This window comes from Salinicola sp. RZ23 (assembly GCF_003206675.1).
In the GTDB taxonomy this organism is placed as follows: domain Bacteria; phylum Pseudomonadota; class Gammaproteobacteria; order Pseudomonadales; family Halomonadaceae; genus Salinicola; species Salinicola endophyticus.
Genome location: NZ_PZJK01000001.1, coordinates 387,410 through 399,544 on the forward strand (window position 1 = coordinate 387,410; position 12,135 = coordinate 399,544).

Genomic DNA, 12,135 nt, shown 5'->3' on the forward strand with positions numbered 1-12,135 from the left:
CACGGGATCATGAACGCTATCAAGGAGGTATGAAGATGGACCTATCGAGTGCCGGGTTCGGGCTCGCTGGCGGTGTGCTGATCGGGCTCTCCGCCACCCTGCTGATGGGGCTCTTGGGTCGGATCGCCGGCATCAGCGGGATTCTCTCCAGTGCGTTGTTCGAGCGCGGCGGCGACCGCGGCTGGCGGCTGGCGTTCCTGCTGGGGCTGGTCTCCGGCCCGACGTTACTGCTGCTGCTGGGTCTCGACTGGGGCAATGTGGCGTCTCCTGGCGACATGGCACACGGCGTCAGCGCGGTGATCGGCGCGCCGCTCGCGGGCACGCCGACGATGCTGCTCGCCGGGCTGCTGGTCGGGTTGGGCACCGGGCTCGGCAGTGGCTGCACCAGCGGCCACGGGGTGTGCGGGCTGGCCCGTCTTTCTCCACGTTCACTGGCCGCCACGCTGGTCTTTCTGCTGGTGGCGATGCTCACCGTGTTCGTTGTGCGCCATCTGGCGGGAGGTGGCGCATGAAGCCCGTGGCGGGTTATCTCGCCGGACTACTGTTCGGGCTGGGCCTGGCGCTGAGCGGCATGACCGACCCTGCCCGGGTGATCGGCTTTCTCGATGTCGCCGGCGCCTGGGACCCGACCCTGATCTTCGTGCTCGGCGGTGCCGTGGTCACTACCTTCATCGGTTACCGGCTGGTGTGGCGCCGCGGCACGCCGCTGCTGGCGGGGCGGTTCCAGCTGCCGACCCGGCGCGACCTGGATGCCCGTCTGCTGGGTGGCGCCGCGCTCTTCGGTATCGGCTGGGGGCTCTCCGGCTACTGCCCGGGGCCGGCAGTGGCCTCGCTGCCGGGGCTGAGCGGGCCGCTGGCCGCGTTTCTGGCGGCCATGGTGGTGGGATGGTGGCTCGCGCGCCGGCTTTCTCCCGCTCACTGAGGAGCCAACTCATCCTGGCATCATCGCCGTTCGCCAGACTGTGGCGGGAATGGATCGGGTGAAAACGGGAGAAACATGCGCGTACTGCTCGTGGAGGACGATGTACCGGTGGCGGCCGGCATCGAAGCGGGACTGGCGCTGAGCGATTTCGTCGTCGATACCGTGACCACGCTGGACGGTGCACGCGGGGCGCTGGCCGCGATCGACTACGATGCCGCGGTGCTCGATCGCCGTCTGCCTGACGGCGATGGTTTGACGCTGCTGCAACAGTGGCGTCGTGCGGGTATTGCCATGCCGGTACTGATGCTGACGGCGAGAGACGCCGTGGCCAGTCGTGTCGAAGGGCTTCAGGGCGGGGCCGACGATTATCTGGTCAAACCATTCGACCTTGATGAGTTGACGGCAAGGCTGCAGGCGCTGTTGCGCCGCAGCGCCGGGCAGGTCGACCGCTCCCTTCGTCACGGGCACCTGGCGATGGACCCCGTTGCTCGCAGCGTGACGTTGGATGGCGCACCGGTGGCGCTGGTGCGTCGCGAGCTGATGCTGCTGGAGGCGCTGATGCGGGCGCGTGGGCGGGTCCTGAGCGCCGACCAGCTGAAGGATCGCCTTTACGGCATCGATGACGAGATCGAGAGCAACGCCCTCAACGTGCATATCTATCAGTTGCGTCGCAAGCTGGGACGCGATGTCATCGAGACGGTCCGGGGCGTCGGCTACCGTCTCGGCGCGCTTGCCGCCGCCGAGCGACTGCATGGCGACACGCCCTCATGAGCCTGCGGCTGCGTCTCGTCGCCACGCTCGGGATCACGCTGATGCTGCTCTGGGGGCTGACGGCGGCGTGGTCGATGCGCGATCTCTCGACCCAGCTCGAGCGTTCGCTGGATCAGCGTCTGGCACAGTCGGCGCGAATGGTGGCCGGCCTGCTCGATCGCGTGCCGGCGGCGGCCTGGGATGAAGAAGTGGGCGAGACATCGACCATCCCTGCGCTCGAGGGTGTTGCGTGCCGGGTGTCTTCGCTGCGCGGGCAGGTGGTGGCGGGTACGCATCCGGAAATGAACGATGTTCTCGCAGTCGATGACGAAGGCTATAGCGACCGCGATCACAATGGGCAGCGCTGGCGCGTTTATACCCTGGTCGACGACGACAAGCGCATCACCGTGGCGGATCGCCTGCGGGAACGGGCGTCACTGTTGGCCCAAGTACGCCGTGCCGCTTTCTATCCCTTTCTGCTCGCGTCGATCGGCAGTCTGATCGCGCTGTGGTGGGGCGTGACCCGGGGGCTGTCGCCGCTGTCGAGGCTGCAGCGGCGCTTGATGTCACGCGATCACGACGATCTCTCGGCACTGCCGATCCGCGGCTTGCCGGGGGAAATTCGCCCACTGATCGAGGGGTTCAACACCCTGCTGGCACGCACCCGGCGCATGCTGGAGTTGGAGCAGCGCTTTACTGACGATGCCGCGCATGAACTGCGCACGCCGCTGACCGCGATTCGTACCCATCTGCAGATCGCGCGACGCGTCGACGGCGATCCCCGCCGGGAGGCGATGCAGCAGGCGGAGGCGGGGGTGGGACGGCTTACGGAGACGCTCGACCAGTTGCTGTTGCTGGCACGCATGGAGAGCGAGGAGATCACTCGGGGGAGTGTCGACTCTACGTGGCTTGACGACGCCCTGGAGGCCGCGATGGTGGAGACCGGCAGTCGTGGTCGATGCCACTGGCACGCGTCGGTCGGTCGGCTTCACGTTGCGTTGTCCGGGGAGTTGCTGGTGATCGCGCTGCGCAATCTGCTCGAGAACGCCATGCGTCACGGTTCGCCCGACACCCCGATCGAGGTCGAGGCACGCGAGACGGATGGCATGGCCGTGATCGACATCGCCAACCGGAGCGAGACCATCCCGCCCGATGAACTGGCCCGACTGACAGAGCGCTTCCATCGCGGCAATCATCCGCAGGGCAGCGGCCTGGGGTTATCCATCGTCGAGACGATCGCCACTCGGGCCGGCGGGAGCCTGCGGCTCGCCTCCGACGATGATGTCGGGCTGCGGGTTACGCTCTCGCTGCCCCTGGCCTGATTCGCCAGGGGCGGGTGAGGGTGAGCAGGGGGGATGAATAAGGGGGATGAATAAGGGGGATAAGCAGGGGTGGACAGGAAAGCTCAGGGCGAGTCGCTACCCATGATGGTGCGCAGCTTGTCCGGTGCGGGGGCGCCCATGACCTTGTGCACCGCGCCATCGTCGTCCTGATAGAAAATCACCGGTGTGGCATGGAGCTGGGCGTCGCGCATCACTTGCGTGTTGTCGGCGACCCACCGCTCGCTCTGATCGGTTCCTTCGCTGTCCGGCATGGCGTCGGTGCGATAGTGCTCGGCGATCGCGGCGCTGGGATCGTCTGCCGCCAGGATCGCGGCGGCCTTCTCAGGGCTGTCCGCTTTCAGAATGCCCACCATCAGATGACGAATCTGCACATCACCGCTTTCGACCCAGGGCTGAGCATCCTGCCAGAACTTGCGGCAGTAGGGGCAGTTGGGATCGCTGAAGGTGTAGACCACGCGCGAGGCATCGGTATCACCCTCGCGAACCCAGTGTTGCTCCGCCATTGCCTTCCATAGCTCGGCATTCTTTGGTCCATCGACGAGCTTTTCCAGCGGCCCGGCGGAGACGTCGCGGCCCTGGGCGTCGATCAGCGTGCCGACGACGGCATGATCGCCGTCCGGCGTCAGATAGGCGGCCACGCTCTGCCCTCGAATGCTGGCAGCGTAGCCCTTGAGCCCGCCGGGGGCGTCGAATTCACCGTGAATGGTGAGGCCCTGCCGCTCGAGTGCCTGGATCGGCGTGGGCCAGTCGCCGGCGGCGGCGGGCAGGCTCGTCGCCAGGGCAATACCGGCGGCCAATGGCAGCGCGAGGCGCAGTGGCATCCTTCGGGGGGCGTGGTCTTGCATCGTTGTCGTCTCCTTTTCTGGATATCCGGGGCGAATGAAGCACTTGGGTTGAACGCGCGTCCGGGGCGTCATGGAGCGAAGCGCTCGAGACTGCGATCGAGCGTGGCACGGGAAAGCTCACCGAAGTGGGTGTCGACGAGCTGGCCATCGGCGTCGTAGTAGAGCGTGGTCGGCATCGCCACCGCGCCCACCTTCCGACCGAAGGTCATGTTCGGATCGCGATAGAGGTGATCGAGCGTGAGTGACTCTCGCTGCAGAAACGTCTTGATGACCTCGACGCTCTCGCCCTGATTGACGAACACGAACGACACGTCGCCCCGCTCTCGCTGGGCCTGTTCCAGCATCGGCATCTCACGACGACAGGGCGGGCACCAGCTCGCCCAGAGATTGACCACCATGGGTTGGTCGACTTCCTGCAGTACGGTGGGCAGAACCACCGGCGAACCATCGAGGTCTGCTAGCGGGATCGAGGGCAGGCTCGCCCCGCGGGGTGTCATCAATGTCAGGGCGCCAGCGGTCATCGACCACGCCAGGGCACCCGAGAGAACCGCTGCACCCAGGGGGCGGCGCATGGCCGGCTGCCGCCAGAAACGCCAAGCCAGATAGATGAAAGCGATGACCAGCCCCGCCAGTGGCTCGAACCCGCTATCCCGGATGTCTAGCCAGGACCAGAACGTGTCGTAGCTCTGCCAGTAGCGGGCCACGAACACGATGCGTGCAGCCATCACGCCGAACAGCAACGCATTGAACAGGACATCGCCGACGCTGATCTGTCGACGACGGCCCATCCAAGCACCTACGATCAGGGCGACGATCATGGCCACGACCAGCAGAAGCTGACCCAGACTCACGCCCAGGGGCCCCAGAGCGATACTGCGATCGAGCGGATTCATGGTCAGCCCTCCATGGACTCGTTGGCCCGCTGTCTGGCTTGCGCATAGCGGTCGAGAAAGGCTTCGGCATCCACCTCGCCGATGATGCGGACGCTGCGCTGCTCCTGACCGTTGGGGCCGAACCACATCAGGGTCGGTGGTCCAACGACACCGAAGTGCTGCATGATCGCCTGGCCCTCGGCGTCGTAATCCGTAACGTCGATACTCAGTCGCTGCACGTCCTGGAGAGCATCCTTCACGGCCGGGTCGCTGAACACTTCCCGTTCGATGACCTCGCAGGAGACACACCAGTCAGCAGTGAATTCGACCAGTGTCATCTGGCCGCTGTTGGCGCTGGCCTGGACGCGGCGTTCGAGCGTGGCCAGGTCCTTTACATCGTCGAACGCGATGGGCCCAGCTCCGTTGGCACCCTGCGAGGTTGCTGCCACACCGCTCGGGACGTAGACCGATAGGGGGTGCCACGGATCCTTGGCGCCACCGGCGGCACCGATCAGGATCAACACGCTCCATAAGCCGATGATCGCGGCGCACGTTGTCGCCATCAGGGGGAGAACGCTACCCGTCCTATTCTCTTCCAGGCGATTGCCATTCGGGTCGGCACCACGCGCCATGGCGACGAGAGAGATCGCTACCCCCAGGCCCAGTGCGCCCCACAGGCCAAGAACGATGGCATCCGAGAGGGTTCGGGCGACGAACCAGATCGCCATGCCCAGCAGCACGAAGCCGAACAGCGCTTTGACGCGGGTCATCCAGGCGCCGGGCCTGGGCAGCAACTGGCTGCCGAGCGTGCCGATCAGCACCAGCGGGGCGCCCATGCCGAGGCCCAGCGCGAGCAGTGCCGCACCGCCCAACCACGGATTGCCGGTGTCGGCGATGAAGAGCAGGGCGCCGGCGAGAGGAGCGGTCATGCAGGGGCCGACCAGCAGGGCGGAGAGCCCCCCCATGGCAGCGACGCCCGTGAAGCGGCCGCCGCGTTGTCTCGACAGCCCCGCATCCAGGCGTTGACGCAGCGCCCGTGGCAGTTCGAGCTCGAAGGCCCCGAACATGGCGAGCGCCAGCACCACGAACAGCACCGAGAAAATGCTGATGAACCAGACGTTCTGGAACAGCATCTGCAGATTGGCGCCGGCCATGGCCGCGGCCACACCCAGTATCGCGTAGGTCGCGGCCATGGGAAGGACATAGGCAAGTGAGAGCATGAAGCCGGCGGTGCGCGGATTCCCTCCGCTGCGACGTTGGCCAACGATCAGACTGGAGAGAATGGGGATCATCGGCAGCACGCAAGGCGTGAAGGTCAACAGCAGCCCCATGCCGAAGAACGCTGCCAGCGTCCAGATGCCGTTGCCACCGGCGAGCTGCGACGCTAGCTGCTGATCTTCCGCCATCGCCGCGCCTGTCTGGGGATCGGGGCTCGGTGCGACAGATGATGACGTGGCAGATGGCGCGTTCGCGGTGTCGCTTCCCGAGGCCTCGGCGACCGACTCCAGATCGAAGGTCCGCTGCTGGGGTGGATAGCAGAGGCCGGCATCGGCGCAACCCTGCCAGTGAAGGGTGAGGGTATCGGCTTCCCCGGGCTGCGTGGTCATGCGCAACGCATGACGGTAGATCTCGGAACGGCCGAAATACTCGTCCTCGATGGTTTCCCCCTCGGGGATGTCGAGCGACAGTTCGCGCTCATCGGCCTGAGCAGAGAAGCTGTGGCGATAGAGGTAGTAACCGGGCTCGATCTGCCAGTCGATTTTCACCTCGTCGCCGTCTTGTATCAGCGTCGGTGCGAAGGCCTGGTCCGGTGGCAGGAAGTCGCTCTGTTGCCCGAACGGATCCTGCGCCATGGCCAGCGTGGCCATGGCGAACAGGACCAGCGCCACGGCCCAGCGTTCCCGGCTAGATGGCATCCTCGACTCCTGTGCCTGTTCGTTTCGATGCTGGCAGGTTGGACCAGAGAGATGAGCTGAAGATGAAGCGATGTTTGACACGCTGAATATCGAGAGCCGGCGGTACCAGCCTACTGGCGGGTGACCACCAGGAGCCCGGTCAGCAGCGCCGCGCCACCCGTCAAGAAGCTGGTGGTCAGCGTCTCCTGGTGCGCCCTGCACGGTCGAGGGGCGGCGCCCTTGAGTCACCCCCGTCTCGCCACGCCGGCAGCGGCACATTCGGCGGCGGAGTAGAGAGGGGTATCGTAGCGCAGCGAACGCTATCCAAGGAGATATGAGTGTGGATCTATCGAGTGCCTGGTTCGGGCTCGCTGGCGGCGTTTCTGGTGGCGCTGGTGGTGGGTTGGTGGCTGGCGCGCCGGCTGGCGCCGGGCCACTGGGTGGCGGGGCTAGCAAGAGGGAAGGGCAAGAGAGAAGGGCAAGCGAGAGAGAGCGGCAAGGCGGCCTTCCCTGGCCAGCCTGCGGCGATACCTGTCATCCCCAGGGGACGACTGGGACCTCAGAAGTAGTACTTGAAGCGTACCCGCACGCCATAGCGGTCCACGGCCTTGTCTGAACCGTCGTGGCGGAGATGGCTGTAGTAGGCGCCCGGGTAGATCTCCATACCCTTGAGCGACATCACGTCGCTGAAGCGGTAGGAGGTGTAGACGGTGTCGATCTTGTAGCGGCCCGCCATGGAGATGAGCTTGTCGCTGTCGGCGTTTTCGCTGACGTTATCGATGTCGTTGCGGGCGTGGATATAGCCGAGGCCAAAATCGTTCCACAGCGCGTTCAGCCCCAGCGTGAAGTCCTTTTCGTCCGGGGCGTCCATGTAGGCCAGGTTGGCGTTCAGCGTCCATTCGCCGTCGGCGTAGGAGAGGCGCGTGGCGTAGCCGTGGCGGTCGCTGATGTCGGTGCCGTTGGCGTCGACCAGGGCGTCGTTGACCAGATTGGTTTCGAGGCCGGCAGCCAGCGTCCAGGGGCCCGGGGTCCAGGCGACGACCGGGCGTACCATGAAGAAGTCCTTGGCGTTGTCCTTGGGGTCGATCTTGTAGCCGTGATAGGTCTTGGAGCCGAACAGATCGCGGCGATCGCCGAACAGGGTCGAGATCTCGGCGTAGAAGTCGCCGCTTTTCTGGCTGAACATCACCTGCCCGGCATCGCCGGCACGCCCTCGGGCTTCTTTGGCTTGGTAGATATAGCCGCGCCCGTCACGATAGAGGCTGTCCGAGGTATCGCCGCTATATTTGACGAAGACGTCCTGCCCCTTGGGGAACAGGTTGAAGGCCTTGAAGCGTCCGATCTTCATCTGTGTGCCGGCGTCGTTGCCCAATGCCAGCCAGGCGTCGTCGACGCCCATCTTGCCGGCGGTTTTTACCGTCGGCTGCGCCTTGAAGTTTGCATAGTAACCGGCGTGGCGTTTTTCGCCCTTGAACGTCAGCCGGATGCGGCCATCCTGGTCATACTCGTCGTGATTCTTGGCAGCATCGCCGGAGAAGAGTGGGCCGGACGCGGTCTGGTTGTTCTGCGCGTTGATATTCAGCTCCACGTCGCCGCCGAGGGAAAGGTAACCATCGTCGGTCTCTTGACGCAGGTCGGCGTGCGCCGTGGAGGTCAGTGCCAGCGTCAGCAGGCCCAGGGCCGCCAATGGCAGGCGGCTATCGTGTGCTATGCTTTTCATCGGTGTATTCCCGTTTCCAACTGGTGTGTTGTGATGCCTGGTGGGTGATGGGGCGCCATGTGATCGTTCGGGCCTGCACGCCCGGGCGATCTTCGAGCTGCCGGCCCCTGTCGGCAGCTCCCTTCCTCTTGCTCTCTTTTCCCTGCGTCTCTTTGCTCTTGTTGTCGGTGTGCGGCGTCTGCGTGTCTTGATTCGGTACCGTGAGCGCATGGGGCGCCAGCGGCCGTCGCTGACTGGGCATGGCCTTTCCGCCCGCTTGTTACACGGGAGTGTATTTGGCGCCTGCTTTGTTTACATTTGGTTACGAAATGGCTTCCTCTAGCGAAACAGTCTCGTATTTCGATGCCCCACGACGGGGCGGATGGCCGGCGCCGTGGCACTGTGGCGGGTGTTTGCCGAACCTGAGATAGTGCCGTTGCCCCGGCCAGCCGGGATCGGGAGTCGCCCGGCGCGCTGCCGTGGCGGCTGGAGGAACCGTCGTCGAAGCGCGAGCCATATGCACACGCCCAAAGCCTCCGCTGCCCACCTGGGGGAGCTATTCCGCATCTTTCTCTGGCTGGGGATCACCTCCTTCGGTGGGCCCGTGGCGCACCTGGGCTACTTCCGCGAGGCGTTCGTGGTGCGCCGACGCTGGCTCGGCGAGTCGGACTTCGCCGACCTGGTTGCGCTGTGCCAGTTCCTGCCCGGGCCTGCCAGCAGCCAGGTCGGTTTTGCCATCGGCCTGCGCCGCGGCGGCCTGCCCGGTGCGCTCGTCGCCTGGTGCGCCTTCACGTTGCCTTCTGCCGTGGCGCTGGTGCTGTTCGCCGCCGGCGCCTCGGCTCTAGGGGGTGAGCTCGGTCAGGCGCTGCTCCATGGCCTCAAGTTGGTGGCGGTCGCGGTGGTCGCCCACGCGGTCTGGGGCATGGCCGGCAAGCTCTGTCCCGACCTGATCCGCGCTGCCATTGCGCTGATCGCCCTGTGCCTGGCGCTGCTGCTCGGTGGCGCCGCCGGTCAGTTGGGCGCCATCATGATGGGCGCGGGCATCGGCCTGTGGCGCTGCCGCCCGGTGCCGATGCTGGCCAGCGCCCACCCTCTGACACCCTCGCGGCGCTGGAGCCTGCCGGCGCTGATCGTGTTCTTGGTACTGCTGCTGCTGTTGCCGCTGATGGCGGCGTCAGGGGGCGGGGCGGTGATTGCGGTGATGGCGGCCTTCTACCGCGTTGGTGCGCTGGTCTTCGGTGGCGGGCATGTGGTGCTACCGCTGCTGGAGGCCGCGGTGGTCGAGCCCGGCTGGGTCACCCAGAGCGTTTTCGTCACCGGCTACGGCATGGCGCAGGCGGTGCCGGGGCCGCTGTTCACCTTTGCCGCCTATCTGGGCGCGGCGATGGCCCCCGGTACTCACGGCTGGCTGCTGGCGGCGCTGGCCACGGTCATGATCTTTCTACCTGGCATGCTGCTGTTGATCGGTGTGCTGCCCCACTGGGAGCGGCTGCGCGCCTCGGCCAGTGCGCAGCGGCTGATCCAGGGCACCAACGCCGCCGTGGTCGGTATCCTCGCAGCGGCGCTGTATGACCCGATCTGGCAGAGCGCCATCGTCGCGCCGCTGGATATCGTCCTGGCAGCGCTGGGCTTTGGGCTGCTGACGCGCTGCCACTGGCCGGCGTGGCGGGTGGTCGTGCTGCTCGTCGCGGCCGCGGTGGGTATCGGACTCGTGGGTTGAGCCTGAGGCGCGAAGCGATCGCGACCTGTTCACGCAACAGGCTGTCGATTCATCCTGGCGCGGAGGTCAGGGGGGTGCTACGTTGGAATAAGGAGATGGCATTCCTCCTTTAACCGCCATTTCGGCTGATGATGCCTGTTCAACCCGTGAAGCTTGCCCAGCGTGATCGCTGGCGGCATTTTCGCGAATGTTCAGGAGCGGCATCATGCCAGCACAACCTGCCTGTCATATCTCTTCGCTTTTCGCCCTCGAAGTTTTGGATTCCCGCGGTAATCCCACCGTGGAGGCCTGCGTGACCCTCAACGATGGCTCCAGCGGCCGCGCCATCGTGCCCTCGGGCGCCTCTACCGGCTGTCGTGAAGCCGTCGAGCTGCGTGACGATGACCCCGCTCGCTATCAGGGGCGTGGCGTGCTCAAGGCGGTGGCCAACATCAACGATCTGATCGCCCCGGCACTGATCGGCCAGCGGGCCGACGAACAGCGTCGGCTGGATCGCCTCATGTGCGAACTCGACGGCACCGACAGCAAATCGCAGCTGGGTGCCAACGCCATCCTGGCCGTATCGATGGCGCTGACCCGCGCCGCCGCCAGTCATCACCACCAGCCGCTCTATCGCTACCTGGGGGGGAGCAACGCGCATCTGCTGCCGGTGCCGTGCCTGAACGTCATCAACGGCGGTCGGCACGCCAGCAACAACCTGGATATCCAGGAGTTCAAGATCGTGCCCCACCAGGCGAGTTCTTTTGCCGAGGCGATTCGGATGGGGGAAGAGACCTTCCATGCGCTCAAGACCCTGCTGGCCGATAGTGGCCTCGGCACCGGGATCGGTGACGAAGGCGGATTCGCGCCGATGCTGACGAGCAACGAACAGGCGGTAGAGCTGATCCTCCAAGCCATCGAGGCGGCCGGGTATCGCCCCGGCGAGGATATTTCACTGGCGCTGGACCCCGCGGCCAGCGAAATGGCCGACACCGGGGGGTATTGGTTCAGTCATTCGGACAACGCCCTGCGTAGTGCCGACGAGATGATCGAACTGTGGCAGGCGTGGCTGGATCGCTACCCGATCCTGTTGCTCGAGGACCCGCTGGGCGAGGAGGACTGGGCCGGCTGGGAAACACTGACGCGGCAGCTCGCAGGCCGGGTGGAGCTGGTCGGCGACGATCTGCTGTGCACCAACCCTGAATTGCTTCAGCGCGCCATCGATCGGGGTGTCGCCAACTCGGTGCTGATCAAGCCCAACCAGATCGGCACCGTCACCGAAACCCTCGACTGCGTGGCCCTGGCCAATCGCCATGGTTACGGCTGCTATCTCTCCCACCGATCCGGAGACAGCGAGGATACCTTCATTGCCGATCTGGCCGTGGCGATCGGCTGTGGGCACATGAAAACCGGATCGGGCTGTCGTAGCGAACGGGTCGCCAAGTTCAACCAACTGCTGCGGATAGAACACGAACTGGGCAGCCAGGCGAGCTTCGCCGGCCGTGGGACTTTCCGCACGCGCAGTGCCTGAACGTTCATCACTCTGTAGAGGGAGTCATGCCATGAGTTATGACCTGATTGCAGCCGGCCAGTCGATTCCGGACGACATCAACGTCGTGATTGAAATACCCGTCAATCACCGCCCTATCAAATACGAAGGCCACAAGCCCAGCGGTACCCTGTTCGTGGACCGTTTTCTGTCGACATCGATGGTCTATCCAGCCAACTACGGCTTCATTCCTCAGACCCTGAGCGAAGATGGTGACCCGATCGACGTGCTGGTGCTGACGCCCTGTCCGCTGGACCCCGGCGTGGTGATTCGCAGCCGCCCCATTGGCATGCTGCGCATGACCGATGAGCACGGGACGGATACCAAGATTCTGGCGGTGCCGCACAGCGACTTGACGCCGCTGTATGACAATATCCACCGCTGGCAGGACGTGGAGCCCGCGACACTGGCGCGCATCGTGCACTTCTTCGAGCAGTACAAGCGGCTGGAACAGGATAAGTGGGTACGCACGGATGGTTGGGGGGATCTCGACCAGGCGCGTCAGGAGATCGTCTCGTCCGTCGAGCGCTACCAGGCATAGGTCGGACGACCATGTCAGCC

At 65.3% G+C, this 12,135-nt stretch carries 12 protein-coding genes and 1 riboswitch; of the genes, 8 read left to right on the forward strand and 4 right to left on the reverse strand.

Annotation, left to right across the window (positions count from 1 at the left end; all coding sequences use genetic code 11):
• Window positions 1–35 precede the first annotated feature (35 nt).
• From DOM67_RS01685 to DOM67_RS01700, 4 genes are all read left to right on the forward strand, one after another.
• On the forward strand, window positions 36–512 hold the full coding sequence (locus DOM67_RS01685; protein WP_110673936.1) for a YeeE/YedE family protein: 477 nt from the start codon (window positions 36–38) through the stop codon (window positions 510–512).
• On the forward strand, window positions 509–922 hold the full coding sequence (locus DOM67_RS01690) for a DUF6691 family protein (RefSeq protein WP_110673937.1): 414 nt from the start codon (window positions 509–511) through the stop codon (window positions 920–922). The genes DOM67_RS01685 and DOM67_RS01690 overlap by 4 nt, the downstream gene beginning before the upstream one ends.
• Before the next feature lie 75 nt (window positions 923–997).
• Complete coding sequence (locus tag DOM67_RS01695; protein ID WP_110673938.1) at window positions 998–1,693, forward strand: response regulator; 696 nt, start codon at window positions 998–1,000, stop codon at window positions 1,691–1,693.
• Entirely contained in the window at window positions 1,690–2,994 is a 1,305-nt protein-coding gene (locus tag DOM67_RS01700; protein WP_110673939.1) for a sensor histidine kinase, read from the forward strand. The genes DOM67_RS01695 and DOM67_RS01700 overlap by 4 nt, the downstream gene beginning before the upstream one ends.
• 83 nt (window positions 2,995–3,077) lie before the next feature.
• Here DOM67_RS01700 and dsbG read toward each other — a convergent pair whose 3' ends face one another.
• The 3 genes from dsbG to dsbD all read right to left on the reverse strand — a co-directional run bounded on the left by dsbG (window position 3,078) and on the right by dsbD (window position 6,648).
• Window positions 3,078–3,860 carry a thiol:disulfide interchange protein DsbG gene (gene dsbG, locus DOM67_RS01705; protein WP_232825102.1) on the reverse strand — a complete coding sequence of 261 codons (783 nt, stop codon included), beginning with the start codon at window positions 3,858–3,860 and terminating at the stop codon, window positions 3,078–3,080.
• 68 nt (window positions 3,861–3,928) lie between these two features.
• Complete coding sequence (locus DOM67_RS01710; RefSeq protein WP_110673941.1) at window positions 3,929–4,753, reverse strand: redoxin family protein; 825 nt, start codon at window positions 4,751–4,753, stop codon at window positions 3,929–3,931.
• Window positions 4,754–4,755: 2 nt separating this feature from the next.
• A complete protein-coding gene (gene dsbD / locus DOM67_RS01715; protein WP_110673942.1) occupies window positions 4,756–6,648 on the reverse strand; it encodes a protein-disulfide reductase DsbD in 1,893 nt (630 codons plus the stop codon).
• Between the two features lie 317 nt (window positions 6,649–6,965).
• Between dsbD and DOM67_RS19720 the strand changes: the two genes are divergently transcribed.
• Window positions 6,966–7,196 carry a hypothetical protein gene (locus DOM67_RS19720; RefSeq protein WP_157958767.1) on the forward strand — a complete coding sequence of 77 codons (231 nt, stop codon included), beginning with the start codon at window positions 6,966–6,968 and terminating at the stop codon, window positions 7,194–7,196.
• Here DOM67_RS19720 and DOM67_RS01720 read toward each other — a convergent pair.
• The gene (locus DOM67_RS01720; protein ID WP_157958768.1) at window positions 7,187–8,347 is read right to left on the reverse strand and encodes a carbohydrate porin; all 1,161 of its coding nucleotides are present in this window, start codon (window positions 8,345–8,347) and stop codon (window positions 7,187–7,189) included. The two genes, DOM67_RS19720 and DOM67_RS01720, sit on opposite strands and share 10 nt — an antisense overlap.
• Window positions 8,348–8,843: 496 nt before the next feature.
• Between DOM67_RS01720 and chrA the strand changes: the two genes are divergently transcribed.
• From chrA to ppa, 3 genes are all read left to right on the forward strand, one after another.
• A complete protein-coding gene (gene chrA, locus DOM67_RS01725) occupies window positions 8,844–10,046 on the forward strand; it encodes a chromate efflux transporter (RefSeq protein WP_110673944.1) in 1,203 nt (400 codons plus the stop codon).
• Window positions 10,047–10,128: 82 nt separating this feature from the next.
• Window positions 10,129–10,191: riboswitch (Fluoride riboswitch) on the forward strand.
• Between the two features lie 60 nt (window positions 10,192–10,251).
• Window positions 10,252–11,556 (forward strand): phosphopyruvate hydratase, encoded by a 1,305-nt coding sequence (eno, locus tag DOM67_RS01730; protein WP_110673945.1) that lies wholly within the window; start codon window positions 10,252–10,254, stop codon window positions 11,554–11,556.
• Between the two features lie 31 nt (window positions 11,557–11,587).
• Window positions 11,588–12,115: an inorganic diphosphatase gene (gene ppa, locus DOM67_RS01735; protein WP_110673946.1), complete on the forward strand. Its 528-nt coding sequence runs from the start codon at window positions 11,588–11,590 to the stop codon at window positions 12,113–12,115.
• The last annotated feature ends 20 nt before the right edge of the window (window positions 12,116–12,135 follow it).

What these genes read in the sequence shown, in the direction of transcription:
- DOM67_RS01685 (WP_110673936.1), top strand. Translation starts at nt 36, where the DNA reads ATGGACCTATCGAGTGCCGGGTTCGGGCTCGCTGGCGGTGTGCTGATC.
- DOM67_RS01690 (WP_110673937.1), top strand. Translation starts at nt 509, where the DNA reads ATGAAGCCCGTGGCGGGTTATCTCGCCGGACTACTGTTCGGGCTGGGC.
- DOM67_RS01695 (WP_110673938.1), top strand. Translation starts at nt 998, where the DNA reads ATGCGCGTACTGCTCGTGGAGGACGATGTACCGGTGGCGGCCGGCATC.
- DOM67_RS01700 (WP_110673939.1), top strand. Translation starts at nt 1,690, where the DNA reads ATGAGCCTGCGGCTGCGTCTCGTCGCCACGCTCGGGATCACGCTGATG.
- dsbG (WP_232825102.1), bottom strand. Translation starts at nt 3,860, where the DNA reads ATGCAAGACCACGCCCCCCGAAGGATGCCACTGCGCCTCGCGCTGCCA.
- DOM67_RS01710 (WP_110673941.1), bottom strand. Translation starts at nt 4,753, where the DNA reads ATGAATCCGCTCGATCGCAGTATCGCTCTGGGGCCCCTGGGCGTGAGT.
- dsbD (WP_110673942.1), bottom strand. Translation starts at nt 6,648, where the DNA reads ATGCCATCTAGCCGGGAACGCTGGGCCGTGGCGCTGGTCCTGTTCGCC.
- DOM67_RS01720 (WP_157958768.1), bottom strand. Translation starts at nt 8,347, where the DNA reads ATGAAAAGCATAGCACACGATAGCCGCCTGCCATTGGCGGCCCTGGGC.
- chrA (WP_110673944.1), top strand. Translation starts at nt 8,844, where the DNA reads ATGCACACGCCCAAAGCCTCCGCTGCCCACCTGGGGGAGCTATTCCGC.
- eno (WP_110673945.1), top strand. Translation starts at nt 10,252, where the DNA reads ATGCCAGCACAACCTGCCTGTCATATCTCTTCGCTTTTCGCCCTCGAA.
- ppa (WP_110673946.1), top strand. Translation starts at nt 11,588, where the DNA reads ATGAGTTATGACCTGATTGCAGCCGGCCAGTCGATTCCGGACGACATC.